16 protein-coding genes are annotated in these 17,815 nt (G+C 74.2%); 12 read left to right on the forward strand and 4 right to left on the reverse strand.

What is annotated here, in order from left to right; translation table 11 throughout:
• Window positions 1-77 precede the first annotated feature (77 nt).
• Together ligD and TOK_RS24105 are read left to right on the forward strand one after the other, a co-directional pair.
• Window positions 78-1,055: a non-homologous end-joining DNA ligase gene (ligD, locus tag TOK_RS24100; RefSeq protein WP_098960276.1), complete on the forward strand. Its 978-nt coding sequence runs from the start codon at window positions 78-80 to the stop codon at window positions 1,053-1,055.
• Window positions 1,052-1,729, forward strand: a complete 678-nt coding sequence (locus tag TOK_RS24105; RefSeq protein ID WP_098960277.1) for an HAD-IA family hydrolase — start codon at window positions 1,052-1,054, stop codon at window positions 1,727-1,729. Before ligD ends, TOK_RS24105 begins: the two co-directional genes overlap by 4 nt.
• Here the strand turns inward: TOK_RS24105 and TOK_RS24110 are convergent.
• Window positions 1,701-2,873 carry an iron-containing alcohol dehydrogenase gene (locus TOK_RS24110; protein ID WP_098960278.1) on the reverse strand — a complete coding sequence of 391 codons (1,173 nt, stop codon included), beginning with the start codon at window positions 2,871-2,873 and terminating at the stop codon, window positions 1,701-1,703. The genes TOK_RS24105 and TOK_RS24110 overlap by 29 nt on opposite strands.
• Window positions 2,874-3,039: 166 nt before the next feature.
• Here TOK_RS24110 and TOK_RS24115 point away from each other — a divergent pair, with 166 nt between their 5' ends.
• On the forward strand, window positions 3,040-4,026 hold the full coding sequence (locus TOK_RS24115) for an aldo/keto reductase (protein ID WP_253258606.1): 987 nt from the start codon (window positions 3,040-3,042) through the stop codon (window positions 4,024-4,026).
• Window positions 4,023-4,421 carry a PPOX class F420-dependent oxidoreductase gene (locus tag TOK_RS24120; protein ID WP_098960279.1) on the forward strand — a complete coding sequence of 133 codons (399 nt, stop codon included), beginning with the start codon at window positions 4,023-4,025 and terminating at the stop codon, window positions 4,419-4,421. The genes TOK_RS24115 and TOK_RS24120 overlap by 4 nt, the downstream gene beginning before the upstream one ends.
• 23 nt (window positions 4,422-4,444) lie before the next feature.
• On the opposite strand, the gene TOK_RS24125 is transcribed toward TOK_RS24120, so the two are convergent.
• Window positions 4,445-4,612 carry a ClpX C4-type zinc finger protein gene (locus TOK_RS24125; protein WP_098960280.1) on the reverse strand — a complete coding sequence of 56 codons (168 nt, stop codon included), beginning with the start codon at window positions 4,610-4,612 and terminating at the stop codon, window positions 4,445-4,447.
• Between the two features lie 35 nt (window positions 4,613-4,647).
• Between TOK_RS24125 and TOK_RS24130 the strand changes: the two genes are divergently transcribed.
• Entirely contained in the window at window positions 4,648-6,057 is a 1,410-nt protein-coding gene (locus TOK_RS24130) for an acyl-CoA synthetase (protein ID WP_253258607.1), read from the forward strand.
• Between the two features lie 734 nt (window positions 6,058-6,791).
• On the opposite strand, the gene TOK_RS24140 is transcribed toward TOK_RS24130, so the two are convergent.
• Window positions 6,792-7,250 carry a hypothetical protein gene (locus tag TOK_RS24140; protein WP_098960282.1) on the reverse strand — a complete coding sequence of 153 codons (459 nt, stop codon included), beginning with the start codon at window positions 7,248-7,250 and terminating at the stop codon, window positions 6,792-6,794.
• Between TOK_RS24140 and TOK_RS24145 the strand changes: the two genes are divergently transcribed.
• Window positions 7,249-7,815: an RNA polymerase sigma factor gene (locus tag TOK_RS24145; protein ID WP_098960283.1), complete on the forward strand. Its 567-nt coding sequence runs from the start codon at window positions 7,249-7,251 to the stop codon at window positions 7,813-7,815. The two genes, TOK_RS24140 and TOK_RS24145, sit on opposite strands and share 2 nt — an antisense overlap.
• A gap of 107 nt (window positions 7,816-7,922) precedes the next feature.
• Here the strand turns inward: TOK_RS24145 and TOK_RS24150 are convergent, their stop codons facing one another.
• Complete coding sequence (locus tag TOK_RS24150) at window positions 7,923-9,407, reverse strand: dynamin family protein (protein ID WP_098960284.1); 1,485 nt, start codon at window positions 9,405-9,407, stop codon at window positions 7,923-7,925.
• Window positions 9,408-9,486: 79 nt separating this feature from the next.
• Between TOK_RS24150 and TOK_RS24155 the strand changes: the two genes are divergently transcribed.
• From TOK_RS24155 to TOK_RS24180, 6 genes are all read left to right on the forward strand, one after another.
• Complete coding sequence (locus TOK_RS24155) at window positions 9,487-11,943, forward strand: dynamin family protein (RefSeq protein WP_141566527.1); 2,457 nt, start codon at window positions 9,487-9,489, stop codon at window positions 11,941-11,943.
• A 100-nt stretch (window positions 11,944-12,043) separates the two neighbouring features.
• Complete coding sequence (locus TOK_RS24160) at window positions 12,044-13,240, forward strand: hypothetical protein (protein WP_098960286.1); 1,197 nt, start codon at window positions 12,044-12,046, stop codon at window positions 13,238-13,240.
• 39 nt (window positions 13,241-13,279) lie between these two features.
• Window positions 13,280-14,470 (forward strand): BtrH N-terminal domain-containing protein, encoded by a 1,191-nt coding sequence (locus tag TOK_RS24165; RefSeq protein WP_098960287.1) that lies wholly within the window; start codon window positions 13,280-13,282, stop codon window positions 14,468-14,470.
• A gap of 11 nt (window positions 14,471-14,481) precedes the next feature.
• Window positions 14,482-15,354, forward strand: coding sequence for a nucleotide exchange factor GrpE (locus tag TOK_RS24170; protein ID WP_098960288.1), 873 nt, complete (start codon window positions 14,482-14,484; stop codon window positions 15,352-15,354).
• A gap of 40 nt (window positions 15,355-15,394) precedes the next feature.
• Window positions 15,395-17,317, forward strand: a complete 1,923-nt coding sequence (locus TOK_RS24175; RefSeq protein WP_098960289.1) for an Hsp70 family protein — start codon at window positions 15,395-15,397, stop codon at window positions 17,315-17,317.
• A 51-nt stretch (window positions 17,318-17,368) separates the two neighbouring features.
• Complete coding sequence (locus TOK_RS24180) at window positions 17,369-17,743, forward strand: pyridoxamine 5'-phosphate oxidase family protein (RefSeq protein WP_172457746.1); 375 nt, start codon at window positions 17,369-17,371, stop codon at window positions 17,741-17,743.
• Window positions 17,744-17,815 lie beyond the last annotated feature (72 nt).

Below are 17,815 nucleotides of genomic sequence, written 5' to 3' on the forward strand. Positions count from 1 at the left end.
GTTCCTGCAACCGGGAAGGCCCCTCCGCGGCGGCGCGGCCTGGTAGGACGGTGCTGTCCGACATGGGAGGAACGTCGATGGCCCGCGGTACGGCGGAGACGCGAGACGGCGTCGAGCTCACCAACCTCGACCAGCCGCTGTTCGACGGCGCGGAGGCCACGAAGCGCGACCTCGTCGACCATCTCGACGCCGTCGCCGACCGCATCCTCCCCGAGCTGCGGGACCGTCCGCTGTCGGTGGTACGGGCGAGGCCCGGGTCGCCGCCGTTCATGCAGAAGAACCTGCCGAAGTACGCGCCGGAGTGGCTGCGGTCGACGACGGTGTGGGCGCAGACGTCGCAGCGTCAGGTCTCCTACGCGCTGGTGGACGACCGGCGCGGGCTGCTGTGGTTCGCCAACCAGCGCGCGGTGGAGTACCACCCGACCCTGATGCGGCTCGACGACCGGCACGCCCGGCAGCTGGTCATGGACCTGGACCCGCCGGAGGGTGACGACTTCGCGGCGGTGGTGCGGGCGGCGCGGCTGGTGGAGCGGGCGCTGGCCGATGCGGGGCTGTCCGCGGCGGTGAAGACGAGCGGCGCGAAGGGCCTGCACATCGTCGTGCCGCTTGCCGGTGACCCGGAGTTCGACGACACGGCGGCGGCGACGCGGGCGCTCGCGGTGCGCGCGGCGGCGATCGACCCGTCGTCGGCGACGACGGCGTTCATCAAGGACGACCGCGACGGCAAGGTGTTCCTGGACCCGACGCGGGTGGGTGGGGCGACGATCGTCGCCGCCTACAGTCCGCGGGCACGGCCGGGGCTGCCGGTGTCGTTCCCGGTGGCCTGGGCGGATCTCGACGACGTGCATCCGCGGGACTTCACGGTGGCGACGGCCGCGGGCCTGTTGGGCGACCGCGACCCGTGGCGCGACGCGATGCCGGACCCGCAGCCGTTGCCGGCCGATCTGGTCGAGCAGGGGCACACGATCCCGGTGCCGCGGGTGCAGGCGATGCACGAGGGCAAGCGGCGCAAGCGGGCCCGGGAGAAGGCAGCGAAGGACGAGGAGACCCGATGACCCGCACGACCGTCGTGTTCGACTTCGGCGGGGTGATCACGTCGTCACCGTTCGAGGCGTTCAACCGCATGGAGTCCGAGCGCGGGCTGCCCCGTGACGTCGTCCGCCGGATCAACTCGGTGAACCCCGACTCGAACGCGTGGGCGCTGTTCGAGCGGGCCGAGATCGACGAGGCGCGGTTCGACACGCTGTTCGCCGAGGAGGCCCGCGTGCTGGGCCACGACCTGCCGGGTCGTGACGTGCTGGCGCTGCTGGCCGGCGACCTGCGCCCCCGGATGGTGGAGGCGTTGGACCGCTTGCGCGCCATGGGTTACCGGCTCGGCTGCATCACGAACAACGTCCCGGCGGGCCACGGTGCGCAGATGTCGCGGACGGCCGAGGCCGCCGACGCGGTCGCCGCGGTGATGGCCCGGTTCGACCACGTCGTGGAGTCCAGCAAGGTGGGCGTCCGCAAGCCGGACCCGCGCGTGTACCTGCTGGCGTGCGATGCGCTGGGGGTCCGGCCCGAGGAGTGCGTCTACCTCGACGACCTGGGCATCAACTGCAAGCCGGCCGCGGCGCTCGGGATGCTGGCGATCAAGGTGACGGGCGAGGACCAGGCGCTGGCGGACCTGGAGAAGGCGCTCGACCTCGACGGGAACGCGCTCACCACACCGTCGCCAGCAGCTCGGTGATCGTCGCCTCGTCGACGGGGCGGGGTGACTCGCGCACGACGATGTCGCCCATCGAGGACTTCGCGACGGTCGGGATCTTCTCGCGCGGGATGTCGTAGTCGGAGACGCGGCGGGGCACGCCGAGGTCGTTCAGGAGTCGGTCCATGGCGTCGGCGGCGGGCTCGCCGGGGGTGGCGACGCCTGCTTCGACGAGGGTCGTCGCCATCCTGGCCTGCGCCTCCTGCGTCACGGGCTCGAGGAAGCGCATGACGTGGGGCAGCATGATGCACGACGTCACGCCGTGCGGGATGCCGAGCGCGCCGAGCTGGTGCCCGATGGCGTGCGAGAGCCCGAGCGACACGTTGTGCACGCCGATGATCGACATCCAGGCTGCGATCTGGCAGTTGAGGGCAGCCTCGTGGTCGTGGGGGTCCTTGGCCGAGCGGGGCAGGTTCGCGGCGAGCAGCCGCAGCGCGCCCGTGGTGAGCGCGGAGAAGTACGGGTGGGCGTTCTTGGCGTAGCCGATCTCGATGGCGTGGTCGAGGGCGCGGACCCCGGTCTGGGCCCAGAGGTCGCGCGGGGTGTGGGCGGCGAACTCGGGGTCGAGGAACACGACCTGCGGGGTGAGCTCCAGGTAGGCGGTGAGGTCCTTGGTGTCGCGCTCGTGGTCGACCGAGCCGCAGAAGCCGTCCCACTCGGCGGCCGAGAGGGTGGTGGGGACGGCGAACGTCGGCAGCGGGGTCGTGTCGAGCGGGCGGATCGTCACGGTGTCCGGGTACTCGAAGACGACGGCGAACTCCTTGAGCCCGTCGGTCGTCGTGATCCCGTGCGCCACACCGAGTGCGGCGAGCTTCGCGGCGTCGATCGGCGAGCCGCCGCCGACGGCGATCAGCACGTCGGCGCCGGAGGTGCGGGCCTCGCCGATGAGCTCGACGACCCGGTCGACGGGGTTGTGCGCCAGGACTCGGTCGTAGATGCCGGCCACGGCGTCGCCGAGCTCGTCGACGAGGTCGCGGAAGTGGGCGCTCGACCCGACGGACCGGCCGGTGACCAGGTAGGCGCGCGACAGCCCGCGGCTGCGCAGCTCCTCGCCGATGGCGTGCACCGCTCCGGGGCCCTGCACCACCCGGTCGATGCGCGGCATGTCGATCGTGGTCAGCCCCATCTGTGGCTCCTCCTCGAACCTCGGTGGCGACGACGCCGTCGCGACCTCTGATTCTGGCCCCCGACCGGGCGGTCGGTGCAACCATTTCCGGACGATCCGGACACCGGCGACGCCGAGACCGGCGTCACACCGACCGTCCGGTCGGGCGGGTCTAGCGTCGGGGCCCGTGGCCCTTCCCACCCGCACTCTCGGCTCCCTCACCGTCAGCGCCCTCGGCCTCGGCTGCATGGGCATGAGCCAGACCTACGGTCCGGCCGACCGCGACACGTCCCTCGCCACCCTCAACCGCGCCCTCGACATCGGCGTCACGTTCCTCGACACCGCGGACATCTACGGCGTCGGGCACAACGAGGCGCTGCTCGCCGAGCTCCTGCGTACCCGGCGCGACGAGGTCGTGCTCGCCACCAAGTTCGGCATGGTCCCGCCCGCCGACGGCCGGCCCGGCGGGATCGACGCCCGCCCCGAACGGGTCCGCGAGGCGTGCGAGGCATCGTTGCGCCGGCTCGGCGTCGACCACATCGACCTGTACTACCTGCACCGGCCCGACGCGCAGGTCCCGATCGAGGACACGGTCGGCGCGATGGGCGAGCTGGTCGAGGCCGGGCTCGTCGGGCACCTCGGGCTGTCGGAGGCGACCGGGCCGACCCTGCGTCGCGCCGTCACCGCGCACCCGATCGCCGCGCTGCAGTCGGAGTGGTCGCTGTTCACCCGCGACCTCGAGGACGACGTCGTCCCGACGGCCCGCGAGCTGGGCATCGGCCTGGTCCCGTTCAGCCCGCTGGGCCGGGCGATCCTGACCGGCCGGCTCGACCCGTCGGCCATCGACGACAAGGACATGCGCGCGTCGATGCCCCGGTTCCAGGGCGAGAACCTCGCGCGCAACGTCGACGCCGTGGCAGTCGTCGGCGAGATCGCCGAGGCGCGCGGGGTGACCAACGGGCAGGTCGCGCTGGCGTGGCTGCTGGGCAAGGGTGCCGACGTCGTGCCCATCCCCGGCACCAGGCGCGTCGCCCACCTCGAGGAGAACGCCGCGGCGGTCGACGTCACGCTGTCCGCCGACGAGCTCTCCCGTCTCGACGCGCTGCGCCCGGTCGGGGACCGCTACGCCGACATGAGCCGCGTCGGGTACGAGACCCCGGAGCGTGTCGGATGAGCGACGTCGTCCCGGCCGAGTTCGCCGACCTGCTGGAACGCCCGCTCCTCGGTCATCTCGCGACGACCCGCCCCGACGGCGCGCCGCAGGTCAACCCGATGTGGTTCCTGTGGGACGGCACGCACCTGCGGTTCACCCACACCAGCAGGCGGGCCAAGTTCCGCAACGTGGCCGCGGAGCCGCGGGTCGCGATGTCGGTGGTCGACCCGGACCATCCGTCGCGCTACCTGGAGGTCCGCGGGACGGTCGAACGCGTCGAGGAGGACCCGACTGGCGCCTTCTACGTGACGCTGGCCCAGCGCTACTCGCGCCCGCCGAACCCGCCCGCCGACGCCGCCGACCGGGTCGTGCTGGTCGTGCGGCCGGAGGCGGTCAGCTCCCAGGACCGTCGCTGATCCGGTAGCCCCGACCCCGCCACTCACGGGGTGTTGTCGGGGTCCGCGACGCCGGCGTCCGCGACCGCCTGCGACGCCGTGCGGATGCAGCCGTCGCAGATGGTGGCGTCGACACCGACGACGAGCCGGTGCACCTCGTCGGCGCCCTTTCCGCAGAACGAGCAGCGGGGTTGCGAGTCGGCGGAGGTCACGCGACGACCCTAGCGCGCGGGTGCATCCTGGTCCCGTGCCCGCACGAGACGACAACCCGCCCCTGCTCGGCCCGGACCGCGACGACGACCGGCCCGCCGTCACCGTCGGCGACCGCGCACTGCGACGGTCGGAACTGTGGGAGGCGGCGGGCGTCGTCGCGCAGCGGATCGCGGGCGCGCCGGCCGTCGCGGTGCACGGTGACGCGAGCCTGGAGACGGTCGTGTCGGTCGTCGGCGGACTGCTCGCGGGCGTGCCCGTGGTGCCGGTGCCGTCGGACTCCGGGACGTCGGAGCGGGCCCACGTACTGGCCGACTCCGGTGCGGCTCTGTGGCTCGGGCCGCCGACCGAGGGCGTCTCCCTGGAACGCGTCGAGGTCGACCCCACGGCACGCGGTTCCGCGAGCGCGGAGCCCGATCCCGACGCCACCGCGTTGATCATGTACACGTCGGGGACCACGGGGAAGCCCAAGGGCGTCGTCATGTCCCGGCGGGCCATCGCCGCCGACCTCGACGCCCTCGCCGACGCCTGGTCCTGGACCGCCGGCGACACCCTCGTCCACGGGCTGCCGCTGTTCCACGTGCACGGCCTGGTGCTCGGGACGCTCGGCGCGCTGCGCCACGGTTCCCCGCTCGTGCACACCGTCCGCCCGCGGCCGGAGGCCTACGCGGCGGCGGGCGGCACCCTCTACTTCGGCGTCCCGACGGTCTGGTCCCGGGTCGCCGACTCCGACAGTGCGGCCCGCGGCCTGTCCGGGGCGCGACTGCTCGTCTCCGGCAGCGCCGGCCTGCCCGACCGCGTCGCCGAGAAGCTGCGGGCGCTCAGCGGGCTGTCGCCCGTCGAGCGCTACGGCATGACCGAGACGCTGATCACCGTGGCCGCGCGGGCCGACGCGCCCGTCCACACCGGATGGGTCGGCACGCCGGTCGCGGGCGTCGAGTCGCGGCTGCGCACCGAGCACGGCGACCCCGTCCCGCACGACGGCGTGACCGTCGGCGACCTGCAGGTCCGCGGCGCGACGATGTTCGACGGCTACCTCGGGCTGGCCGAGGCGACGGCCGCGTCCTGGACCGACGACGGCTGGTTCCGCACCGGGGACGCCGCCGTGATCACCGGGGACGGGCGGCACCGCATCGTGGGCCGGATCTCGGTCGACCTGATCAAGACCGGCGGCTACCGGGTCGGCGCCGGGGAGATCGAGGCCGCGCTGCTGGAGCACCCGACGGTGCGCGAGTGCGCCGTGGTCGGCGAGCCCGACGACGACCTGGGCCAGCGGATCGTCGCCTATGTCGTCGGCGACGACGTCCGTCCCGCCGACCTGATCGCCCACGTCGCGGGCGGGCTGTCGGCACACAAGCGCCCGCGCGAGGTCCGGGTGCTGGAGTCGTTGCCGCGCAACGCCATGGGCAAGGTGCAGAAGACGCGACTCGGCAACGCGCCTACCTGACACATTTCTGGACGCACCGGAGCGGCCCGCGGTTCACCCCGTCCGACGCGCGGATCGACCGCCTCACCATCCGCTGTGCCGCGCCGGGCGCATTCACGGCGTCGATCGGCTGGTATCGCGGCGGCTCGGGGACCGCAGCCGCCGGAGGTGGCCATCGCCCGCTGACGGCACGTTCCCGCCACACACGAACCGCCCGGCCTCTGCCGCGTTCACCGTCACGTCCACGGTCACGACCGCCGCCGGCGGGGAGGCCGAGCAGAAGGTCACCACCGAGGACGGGAGGATCACCGTCGCCGGCTCGGTCCCGGCGGGTGACCCGGTCCTGCGGACCGCCGACGTCACCGAACCGCCCTCCTTCGCGCGCACGCTGTTCATCGAGGCCCTCGTCCGCGCCGGCGTGGCCGTCACAGCAGCCCCGACCGGCCCGAACCCCGCCGACAAGCTGCCCGCCGTCGGCTCCTACGCGCCGGGCGACCGTGTCGCCCTCCCCCGGACGGACGGGCGCGGGACCGCGTCGCCCGGCCCCACGCCGGACGGCAGGGCCCTCCCCAGGACGGCCACGGGCAGAGGGAGCGACGGTGACGGACACACGCGGAGGGACGGACGGCGCGAATCGTGTAACCCCGCCAGCGCGTGACACGACTACGGGGAAGGGGGCCCGTGTCGCCGGGGCCGGGGGGAGGCGCAGGACCGTGAGCTCGGTGCTGCCCCGTGCCGTCCCGACCCGTCGTGTGTCAGTAGCCGCCGTCGTGCCAGCCCCCGTCGTGCCAGCCCCCGTCGTGCCAGCTCCCGTCGTGCCAGCTCCCGTCGTGGACGCCGTCGTGACCCGCGTCGTGGGCGCTGTCGTGACCCGCGTCGCGGCTCCCGTCGTGACCGATCTCCGCACCCGCGTCGACATGGCCGTCGTACCGGTCGTTGGCGTCGACGGTGTAGTGGACCTCGTGCCCCGCAACGACATCGACGGGATCGACGTCGTGGCCGGGGTCGGTCGGTCCCGCACCCGGGGGCGGGACGAGATCGTCGACGTCGGCGTCCGTGTCGGTGACGGCCGTCGACAGCATCCGGCTCCAGACCGCGTCGGGCACCGGGTCGGGCTCGTCGAACAGGTCGGCGGTCTCCGACTCGTCGAGATCGACGTCGGGGACGCTGTCCATGTCTAGGTATCCGTCGGCACCGATCGGGAGTTCGGTCATGGGATCACCCCTCCACTCGGAGGACACCGGGCCGGGCGACGCCGGACGCGCCGCCGAGCTGGAACTGGTGCGGCGCGCCGGCGCGGGCGACACCCGCGCGTTCGCGACGCTCGTCGAGACGCACCGCGACCGGGCCTGGGCCGTGTGCGTGCGCATCACCGGTCACCAGTACGACGCCGAGGACGCCCTGCAGGACGCGCTCACCGCGGCGTGGCGCCACCTGCCGACGTTCCGTGGTGACGCCCGCTTCGGGACGTGGCTGCACCGCATCGCTGCCAACGCGGCGCTCAAGCTGGTGACCCGCCGCCGGGAGACGCTCGTCGACGACGCCCCCGAGGTCGTCGACATCGGCTCGGACTTCGCCCACGGCATCGCCGAACGCGACGCCCTCGACGCCGCGCTCGCGCTCCTCCCACCGGACTTCCGGGCCGCGCTCGTGCTGCGCGAGTACGCCGACATGTCGTACGCGGAGATCGCCGAGGCGCAGGGCGTCGGCATCCAGACCGTGAAGAGCAGGCTGAACCGGGCCCGCCGCGCCGTACAGACGCTGCTGCAGGACCGATGACCCAGCGGTGTCCATCGTCGCCCCTCCCCCTCGGCGGTGTGCGCGGTTCTTGGAGTCGCGATGAGGCCCCGATGTTCCCGAGACCTACGTCACAGTGTCGGGGAGGGTCAGAGATCGGCTCCGACGAGAGCGTACGAGCGGGTCAGGACCCGGGCGGCCTCGCCGACGAGGGGGTCGCGGGCCGTGGTCGTCGCGGTCTGCGCGCGGTCCCAGCGACGCGTCAGCTCCTGACGCAGCTCCTGCGGGGACATCGGCCGCGCGGCCCCCAACCGTCGCCACGGCTCGTCGTTGTCGATCATGAGGTCGAGCTCGCGGGTCAGATCCCGGGCCAGCGCTCCCGAGCGGCCCGCGAGCAGCTGCAGCGCCCGCAGCTCCGCGATGCGGTGCATCGCCGGCTGGAGCTCCACCTGTTCGATGCGGTCCCGCAGCCGTGCGCCCGCGTCGTAGGACACCGGCATACTGCGCGACAGGCCCCGCAGCCCGCGCAGCACCCGCTCCACCGTCAGCGGCATGCAGCGGCGGACGAACCTCGTCCCCACCAGCTCCTCGACCGGGCTCAGGCCGCTGCGGTGCAGCAGCCAGTTCTGCAGCGCGCTCGCCCCCGCCCCGGCGACGCCACGCGCATAGTTGACCGCGTACGGCCCCAGCTCGTGCAGCACCCGGCCCGCCGCGGCGGCGTCGACGCCCTGGGGGACGCCGAAGCGCGGCAGCATCTGCAGCCGCGCGGTCTCGACCGGCTGCAGGGCGGCCAGCGTGCGCGCCTTGGTCTCGGTGACCAGCCCGGTCCGCGCGGCCTGCGCCAGCAGGGCGGCCACGGGCGCGACCGCGGTGAGCAGCGCCGGATGGTCCCCGGCGATCCGGTCGGCGACGGTGCGCGCCTCGACGAGCGGGTCCCGCGGCGACCACGGCCCCGACCCGAACAGGTCGGCGTGCGACAGCACCCCGATCACGCCCGCCGCGATGGAGCCCATCGGTCCCGTGGCCGCCTGATGGGCGCGGATGAAGTCGATGTCGTCCTGCTTCTCGACGTCGCGGAACAGGTAGAGCAGCGCGCTCGCCTGCTCCACGGCGCGTGCCGACGGCGTCTCCCCGGTCACGCCCTCACCGATCGCGGCGCGGCGCACCGCCTCGTCGCCGGGACGGTCCAGCGAGCCGAGACCTGGCGTGTCGATGAGGGTCAGGTGCCGCAGGACGCCCGACTGCAGGAACACCTCGATCCGCTCGATCCGCTCCGCCGGGACCGCCAGCGTCTCGGGGAGCGCACCGTCGAACGGCAGCGGGTGCACGGTGCCGTCGCGCAGCACGAGCTGGGCGCGGTCGGGGGCGCCGAACCGGTACCAGGTGACGACGCGCGTGCACTCCCCCGCGGCCGTCGGCGCGACGCGACGCCCGATCAGGGCGTTGACCAGCGTCGACTTGCCGGCGGACACCCGGCCGACGACGGCGACGCGCAACGGCTCGGACACCGACGCACGCAACGCGGCCAGCTCGGCGCGGGCGCCGGGGGCCAGCAGGGCCGGGGCCTCGTCGCACAGTGCCAGGACCGTGCGCGTCATCCGGTCGGTCGGACCGGCCCCGGCAGGAGGCACCATGAGCGAATCCTATGCGCGCCCGCCGGGCCCCGGAGGACGCGCCGACGTGAGGCCGCACCGTGAGGAGGGGAGCGACGCGATGTCGTCCGAAGAGCCCGGCCGGACCGGTCCCGACGACGTGATCCCCGAGCAGCGCACCGAGCCACGTGACGCAGGCCCGCCCGCCGCAGGGCCTCCGGCCGCGGAGCCGCCGCCGGTCGTCGCGCCCCCCGCCGGGCCGTACGGGGCCGGTCCACGCGAGCCGTTCGTCCGGCTCACCGGCTCGCCCCGGCTCGTCGGCCGACCCGGCGTTCCCTCTCCCGTCGGCCCGCCCGGCCCGCCCGGACCTCCACCCCACCCACGGGTCGGCGCTCCCGGGCAGGTCCCGGCCGGTGGTCGCCCGGTGCCGGCGGGACCGGTTCCACCACCCCCGCCGCGGCCGGCGGGACAGGTTCCGCCCGGCCGGCCGATCCCGCGGCACCAACCGCCGGCGCACCCCGCCGCCGCGCCCGGATCCGTCGCGCCCCCGTCCCCTGTCGCGCCACCGGCGAGGACCGACACAGCTCCGCCGCCGACCGGACCACCGGCGAGGACCGACGCGCCGCGGGCCGCGACCGCTGCCGACTCCCCGCCCGCCGACCCCCCGGCCGACGACGCGGCTGCCACGCCCCGCGGCCGCAAGTCGCTGCTGTCGGCGAGCCTCGTCCGGTCCGGGCTGCCGCTCGACGCCGCCCAGGGCCGCGCGATGCGCGAGACCCGCAAGCTGCTGAACCACCACAAGCGCACCGACCTGCTCGAACGGCTCGAGGCCCGGCTCGCAGCCAAGCCCGGCCCGCCGGTGGTGGCCGTCGTCGGCGAGGCCAAGCGCGGCAAGAGCTCCCTGGTCAACGCATTGCTGGGGCGCCGGGAGATCGTGCCCACCGGCGCCGACATCACGACGGCCGTGTTCGTCGAGGTGGCGTGCGACGACCCCGCCGCCGCCCCCGAGGAGAAGGAGGCCACCGGCCTCCCCGCCCCGGGCGAGGCGCACGTGGTGTTCGTCGACGGCACGGTCCGCCCGGTGCCGTCGGGACGGGTCAGGGACTGGGTGGCCGTCGGTGCCCGGCCCGACGGCGGGCAGGGCCCCGACGTCGCCGGCGTCCGGATGCGGTCGGGGCACGGGCGGCTGCCCGGCGCGACGATCGTCGACACCCCGGGCGCAGGCGGCCTCGACAGCGGGCACGCCAAGCTCGCCCTGCAGGCCTGCCGCAACGCCGCACTGCTCGTGTTCGTCACCGACGCGGGCCAGCCGCTGCCCGGCCCGGAGCTCGCGTTCCTGAACGAGGCCTCGCGGTCGGTGGAGCGCGTCGTCATCGCGGTCACGAAGATCGACAAGTACCCGTCGCACGAGCAGGTGGTCGGTGAGATCCGGAACCTGCTGCAGCGGCACGCCCCGCGGTTCGCCGCGGCGCCGGTCGTGCCGGTGTCGGCGGAGCTGGCACTGCAGGCGACGACGTCGCCACCCGCGCTGGCCGCCGACCTCGAGGAGTACTCCGGCATCCCGGCGCTGGTCGCGGCGATCAGGGACGGCCTCGCCGACCGCAACGGCCTCGCGGTCCGCAACGCCCTGCGGACGGCCGACCACGCGCTCGGCGAGATCGCCGACGAGATCGAGCGCACCATCGAGGCGGTCAGGCAGACGCCGGGCGCGGAGAGTGCGGCCGACCGGGAACGCGAGGAGCTCGTCGAGCTTCGGGAGCGGCAGGGCACGTGGTCGCTGTACCTGGACCGCGACCTGCGGCACGCGCGTGGGCGGGCCGTCGAGTCGCTCGGCCGGGAGAGCGACCGGCTGCGGGTGGTGTGGCGTGAGCGGCTGGAGAAGCGACGGCTGGCCTACAGCCGGGCTGCCGCCGAGCAGGCGACCAGCGAGCTGCGCGGCGACCTCTCCGCGATGGCGGGCGCGGCGGCCCTCGACTTCCGGGACGCGGTGACGGCCGTCGTCGAGGAGCTGGTGGGGCCGGAGGAGGCCGCGACGATGCTGCCGACGAACGGCGCGCAGTCCGTCGTGAACGCCGTCGACGCGGGCCGGGACGCGCCGTCGGGGATGCGCAAGCTGTTCGACCCGTCGCTGCTGTTCATCTCGAACTCGGCGGGGACCACGGCGTTCCACATCGCCGCCCCGGCCGGGGCGGCGGCCGCCGCGGCGGGCGCGATGGTGCTGCCGCTGACGCTGGCGATCGTCGGCGGCATCTCGGCGCTGGCATTGATGACGTTGTTCCGGCAGGGGCAGACGGCGCAGCGCAGGCTCGCCGACTGGGCCTCGGAGGAGGTGCTCCGGGTGCGGACGGCGACGACCGCCGCACTCGACGACCTCGTCAACGATGTGAAGCCAGAGATCATCGTCGCGTACCGGGCCGTGCTGTCCGCCCGCATCGCGACGCTGGACCGCGTCATCAAGGAGGCGCAGGCCGCCGACCGGGCCGATGCCCGCGAGCGCGGCATCACGTTGTCGGGGCTCCAGCTGCAGCTCACGGCCCTGCGCGACCAGCAGAAAGAGCTCGCCACGCTGCTCGGCTGAGAAAAGTTCGGAACTCGTCGGAACAAACCGGGCACCCCCCGTCTCCAATCACCGTCCGCGCAACGCGGGCCACCGCAGACACGACGAGACGGAGCCGGCGATGAGCGACCCGACCTTCACCGAGGACCACACCGCGATCGTTCCCGCGTCGGACCAGGGCAGCGACTACGCCGACCCCGGCTACTCCGACGGCGGCACGCACGACGACAGCAGCTACGACTCGGGCGGCCAGGGATCGGGCGGCTACCAGGTCGTCGACAGCAACGACAACGGCGTGGACGACACGATCGTCGTGGAGCTGGCCCCCGGTGTGCAGGGCGCGATCGTCGACGTGAACGAGGACGGCACGCCCGACGTCGTCCTGATCGACCTCGACGGCAACGGCACCTACGACGCGGCGATCCAGGCCGACGGCAAGGGCGACTTCGTCGTCTCGATCGACACCGACGGCGACGGCCGCCCCGACGACACCCGCACCCTCAGCCGCGACGAGCTGGACTCCGCGGTCCCCGGCCTGGCCGACGTCCTCGACCCGTCCGGCACCGGTGGCCACAACGGCACCGTGTCCGACACCACCGACAGCAGCGGCGGCGGCAGCCCGGTCGTCCACGACACCAACGACAACGGCATCGACGACACCGTCGTGGTCGAGCTCGCGCCCGGCGTGCAGGGCCTGATCGTCGACGTGAACGAGGACGGCACGCCCGACGTCGTCATGATCGACCTCGACGGCAACGGCAAGATCGACACGATGATCAAGGCCGACGGCAAGGGCGACTTCGTCATCGGCTACGACGACGACGAGGACGGGCAGGTCGACCGGCAGGAGCCGATCACCCGCGAGCAGCTCGACTCCGCGGTCCCCGGCCTGGCCGACGTGCTCGACCCGGCCAGCGGTGGCGGTGGCAACCACACGGTGTCCGACGGCGTCGTGGGCTCGCCCTCCGACCCGCAGGAGCTCGACACGAACGAGAACGGTGTCACCGACGCGGTGTCGTTCCAGATCGCGCCCGGCATCGAGGCCGTCGCGGTCGACCAGAACGAGGACGGCACCTTCGACGCCGTGCTGATCGACATGAGCGGCGACGGCACGCTCGACACGATGGTCGCGCCCGACGGCCACGGCGGCTTCGTGATCGGCTATGACGACGACGGCGACGGCCGGATCGACCGGCAGGAGACCGCGACCCGCGCCCAGCTCGACCAGGCCGTCCCCGGGCTGGCCGATGCCCTCGACCCGCGCGGCGGCTCGGGCAGCGGCGGATCCGGCTCCGGCTCCGGCGGCGTGAACGTCTGACCCCGTCCCGATCCGGTCGACGCGAGAGCGAGCAGAGTGATGAACGACCCGATGGACACGACGCACGACGGCGGCGTCGACACCTGGTCCGGCCACGGCACCGAGGTGTTCGACCCGGGCACCCTGCACGACGCCGGCGTCCCGGACACCTACGAGACCGTCCCGGCGGACGGCTCGGGCTTCACCGACGGCGGTACCGGCCCCGGCGACGGATCGCTGGTGCAGATCGCGCCCGGCGTCGAGGGACGGCTGGTCGACGCGGACTCCGACGGCACGCCCGACGCGGTCGTGGTCGACCTCGACGGCGACGGCGACCTCGACACGACGATCACCCGCGACGCGGCCGGCACGTTCACCGTCGGCTACGACGACGACGGCGACGGCATGGCCGACCGCTACGAGACGATGACGAAGGCCCAGCTCGACGCGGTGCTGCCCGGCGTGACGGCCGCGCTCGACCCGGCGGGCACCCACCACGGCACGGCCACGGACACCCCACCACCTCCGGTGGAGGACGGGCGGGTCGTGGGCGACCCGGAGGAGTTCGCGCAGGTCTGGTTCCAGCAGGCCGTCAACGGGTTCTGCATGCCGGCGAGCGTCGCGCAGATCGTCTCGGTCTACACCGGCGAGGCGCTGCCCGACGAGATGGCGATCGTGCAGGGCGCGAACCAGCTGCAGCTGTGGTCGGTGGGTGCCGACGGTGTGCCCGGCATGACGTCGGAGAACGCGGTGACGCTCCTGGAGGCCTACGGCATCCCGGTGGAGCTGACCCACGAGCTGATCGGCGACCACGCGCTGCAGGCACTGGACCAGGCGCTGGCCGACGGCCGCGGGGTGATCATCACGATCGACAGCGGCGAGGTCTGGTACGGCGAGGCGAGCGAGGACCACGTCCTCGACCACGCCGTCGTCGTCGCCGGTATCGACTACGACCGCGGTGTGGTGCTCCTGTCGGACCCGGGGAACCCGAGCGGCAACCTCGAGGAGGTCCCGATCGAGGTGTTCATGGACGCGTGGGCGGACAGCCGCTACGAGATGATCACCTGCGACGAGCCCGCCGCGGCGCTCACCGACGGCCCGGGGGGCGCCGGCGGTGCGGGCAGCGTCGCCGGTGGTGGGGCGGCTGCGTCCGGTGAGGGGCTCGATGCGGTGTTCACCGGGCCGTGGGCGATGCTTCCGGTGACGGTGACGGTGACGGTGTCAGTGCCCGGGCCCGGCAGCGGGGCGTAGGAGGAGACGGCGTGGAGAAGTCGCTTCACCCGGTCCGCAGGGCCGTGGCGGTGCTGGTCACCGCCACGGCCCTCGGGCTCGTCGCGGCCTGCGGCGGCGGGGACCCGATCGGCCGGGCGACGGCCGGCGCGCAACAGCAGGGCGTCCCGTTGCAGGGCGCACCCGTCGAGAGCAGCCGGCTCGCCGGGGTGGCCGAACGTCCGCAGATCACGGTGCAGACGGTGCCGCCGGAGGGCCCGCTCGCGGGTGAACCGCGGATGCCGGGCGAGCCGTCGGTCGCGGAGACGGGTGCGTCGCGCGGGGTCCTGCCGGCGGAGCCGACGGGTGCCGCGCGGTCACCGGTCGCGACGATCGGTGGCGAGCCGGAACCGACGGCGGCCGAGTCGACCGGTGGTCTCGGCTGGCTGTGGATCCTACTGGGCGCGGTGGTGCTCGCGGTGCTGGCGTTCCTGGGTGGCCGGTTGTCGGCGCCGCGCCGTGGCACGCACGTGCCGGCCGGGCCGCCGGCCGCCGCCGCTGCGCGGGGACCCGATCCGGGTACGGGACCGGTCCCGGTCGCCGTCCCGGCCGGGCCGCCGCCGATGGCCCCGCCCCGGCCCGGTGCCCGGGAGGCCGCGCTGGTCGACGGCATGATCGGCGCTCACGACCTCGCCGCCGACGAGGCGCAGCAACGGCATCTCGAGCACGTCCTGCGCCGCGCCGGGATCGTCCCGGTCGTGCCGGCGCCCGGCGCCCCGCTGGAGCACGCCGAGGTGGTCGGGACGGCGCCGGCCGCGTCGCCGGACGAGGTCGGGACGGTCGCCGACGTCGTCCGTCACGGATGGGCCGGGGGCGGCGCGATCGTCCGTCCGGCCCAGGTCATCGTGTACGTGGAGGCGGAGTGAGCGTCCCCACCCCGGCAACCGCACGTGTGGAGCATCTCGGATGAGCGGCTGGATCCTGTCGATCGACTTCGGGACGACGAACACCGTCGCCGCAGTACGCATGCCCGGCGGCGAGATCCGCTCGGTGCGGCTGAGCAGCGACGCCGACCAGATGCCGTCGTGCGTGTTCGTCGAGGGTCACGAGATCGTCGTCGGGCAGCCGGCGGCGTCGCGGGCCATGTCGGCGCCCACCCGGTTCGAGGCGACACCCAAGCGCCGCATCGGCGACGACACGGTCCGGCTCGACAACCGGCAGGTTCCTGTCGTCAACCTGGTCGCGGCGGTCTTGCGGCAGGTCGCGACGCGGGCGGTCGCGACGGCGGGTGGCACGCCGCCCGACCAGGTCGTGCTGACCCATCCGGAGTCGTGGGGGGCGCGCCGGCGTGAGCAGCTCGCGCAGGCCGCGCAGCTGGTGATGCCGACGCGGCTGAGCCTGCTGTCGGAGCCGGTCGCGGCCGCGAGCTGGTACCTGCGGGCGACGCGGCTGCCCGCGGGCCGCCGGATCGCGGTGTTCGACTTCGGCGGCGGCACCCTCGACGTCGCCGTGCTGCGCACCGAGCCGGGCGAGCAGTCCGGGTTCGTGATCGCGGCGTCGGCGGGCGAGGACCAGCTGGGCGGCGAGCACATCGACCGCAGGCTGCTCGACTGGGTCGACGCCGAGCTCCGCCGCAGCGGCCGCACCGACATCGCGGACCGGCTCGAGTCCCCCGACGAGGTCGCCGGCTGGCTGACACTGCGCGACCAGGTGCGGGCGGCCAAGCATGCGTTGTCGGAGTACCCGTCGGCGCACATCGCGGTGCGGACGGTGCAGGGCACCGCGTCACTGCTGATCACCGTCGAGGAGTTCGAGCGGATCATCGCGCCGGACATCGACAGGGCCGTCGCGCTGACGACGACGGTCCTCGCCGACGCGGGCACCAAGGGCCCCGACGACCTCGCGGGCTTCTACCTGACGGGCGGCACGTCGCTGATCCCGCTGGTGCAGCGCCGCCTCGCCGCGGTCCTGGGCCGCACACCCGCGACGCTCGACGACCCGAAGCTGGTCGTCGCGCTCGGTGCCGCGTCCGCGGCGGCGGCCGCGCAGCCGACCGTCGGCCAGCCCGTTCCGGGCGGTCAGCGGCCGGAGTTCGCGGGCGGTGGGACGGTGCCGCCGGTGGTGGCGGGTCCCGCCCAGCCCGGCCCGGCGCACGCGGGCCCGACCACCCCGGTGGCCCAGGCGGGTCAGGGCGCATACGCGGGCCAGGCCGGGTACGCGGGCCGGTCGGGCGGGCAGCCGCCGTGGGGCACCGGCCCGAACGGGCAGCAGGGCTTCGCCGACACCGGGCAGTCGAAGAAGCCCGGGCGCGCGAAGTGGATCGCGGTGGCGCTCGCCGCCGTGGTGGTCCTCGGCGGCGCGGGCGTCGGCGTCTGGGCGCTGGTCCGCGACGGCGGCGGAGGCGGCGGAGGCGGCACGACGACGTCGTCGACGACGACATCGACCTCCACCACCAGCCGGGTCACGACGACCGTGCCCGCGCGCTACACCAGCCCGTACTCGGCGTCGGAGATCCTCCTCGACCCGGACAGGAAGTGCACGCAGGGCTCGGGCCTGACCGACCTCGACGTCGAGGCGATCATCTGCTCGCAGCCGCAGTACACGCAGTCGCTGATGAAGAACAAGGCGTCGTCGCCCGACGAGTACTTCACCGCCCTCAAGGCCAAGTTCACGACGCCGTGGAACAAGATCGGCCAGGACACCCAGGGCTGCGCAGACGAGTACCTGACGAGCTACACCGACACCGACAACCGGCCCGTCGACCTCGTCGTGTTCATCTACCGCAACCGGCCCTTCGTGTGGTCGATCTCGGCCTACTCGGACAAGACGAGCCGGGAGACGACGCTCGCCGCCTCCCTCGACGTCACCGACCCGGCGCGGCTGTGCTGAGCGGCTCGTGGCCGGGCCGCTCGTGGTCGGGCGGGTCGTAGCATCGGTGGGGTGAGCATCGCCGTCACCACCGACGAACTGGGCCGCACCCTCACCGGGTTCGCCTTCGCCTACCTCCTGACGATCGGCGACGACGCCAGGCCGCACGTCACCGCCGTCTCGCCGACGTGGGACGGGCGGCGGCTGCGGGTGTCCGACCTCGGCAGGCGGACCCGGGCCAACGCGACGATACGGCCCGAGGTGACGCTGGTGTGGCCGCCGGCCGACCCGGGCGGGCACTCGCTGATCGTCGACGGCACCGGTGTCGTCGGCGACGACGAGCTCGCCGTGGCGGTGACCCGGGCGGTGCTGCACCGGGCCGCCGCCGCACCGGCACCCGTTCCCGTCGACGGCGCCTGCGCCGCCGACTGCGTGGAGATCACCTGACGGTTGACCGGCGCACCCGGGCGGCCCACGATGCGCCGAGGCTGGTGCTGAGCTCCGACGACGTCGCCGCGC

It is taken from the genome of Pseudonocardia sp. N23 (assembly GCF_002583555.1).
Taxonomy (GTDB): Bacteria; Actinomycetota; Actinomycetes; order Mycobacteriales; family Pseudonocardiaceae; genus Pseudonocardia.